The organism is Saccharopolyspora sp. NPDC002686 (genome assembly GCF_040295745.1).
Classification (GTDB): domain Bacteria; phylum Actinomycetota; class Actinomycetes; order Mycobacteriales; family Pseudonocardiaceae; genus Saccharopolyspora; species Saccharopolyspora oryzae.
Genome location: NZ_JBEOVY010000684.1, coordinates 1 through 1,008, shown reverse-complemented (window position 1 = coordinate 1,008; position 1,008 = coordinate 1). Strand labels below are relative to the sequence as shown.

General features: G+C 70.0%; 1 protein-coding gene. It reads left to right on the top strand.

Annotated features, from left to right (window positions below; genetic code table 11):
* Window positions 1–12: 12 nt before the first annotated feature.
* The coding region (locus ABTZ89_RS38880) for a replication initiator (protein ID WP_351054517.1) at window positions 13–1,008 on the top strand (996 nt) is incomplete at its 3' end.

Here is a 1,008-nt window from a genome sequence, read left to right as displayed (position 1 = left end):
AGGTCACCACCGATGGTGTTGCCCACGCTTCCGGACGTCGACCGCCTCAAGCGGCGCATCCAATCCCCTGACTACCGCGACTGGCGCGCGAAGGTTGAGAACGTCTACGGCTGCCTTCACCCGGTCCGCCTGTCCGGACTGTGGCAGATCACCGACAAGACCACCGGCGACGTCCTCACCCGCCCCGACGGGCGCCCGGCGCAGACCAGCGGCCACATCATGTCCCCCTGCGGCAACCGCCGCGAGAGCGTCTGCCCCGCCTGCTCCGACCGCTACGCCGCCGACGCCTTCCACCTCATGCGAGCAGGCCTGTCCGGTGGCTCCAAGGGCGTACCGGTCTCGGTGGCCGACAAGCCGCGGCTGTTCGTCACCCTCACCGCCCCCAGCTTCGGGCCGGTACACAACCGCCGCACCACCGCTAACGGGAAGCTCGCGCCGTGCCGCTGCGGCACCTACCACCACGAGCACGACCCGAAGATCGGCCAGCCGCTCGACCCCGAGACCTACGACTACACCGGCCACGTCCTCTGGCAGGCACACTCCGGGAAGCTCTGGAACGTCTTCACTCAGAAGCTCCGCCGCCACCTCGCCCGCGCTGCCGGACTCACCACCCGCGACTTCGGCAACCACGCCCGGCTGAGCTACGCCAAGGTCGCCGAATTCCAGAAGCGCGGCACCATCCACTTCCACGCCGTGATCCGTCTGGACGGCCCGGACGGTGCCGTGGACACCACCCCGCCGTGGGGCACGGCCGAGCTCCTGGCCGCCGCCGTCCACGCCGCCCATGCAGACACCACCGTGACCACTCCGGCCTTCGGTGACGGCCAGGTGCTCGAACTCTCCTGGGGTGAACAGGTCGACATCCGCCCAGTCCGCCCGGCAGAGGCACACCGCTTCGAGGACGACCGCGGGGCGATCAGCGATGACCGGATCGCCTCTTACGTGGCCAAGTACGCCACCAAGGGCACCGGCAAGTCCGAAGCCGCGGACCGCCCGATCCGCTCCCGC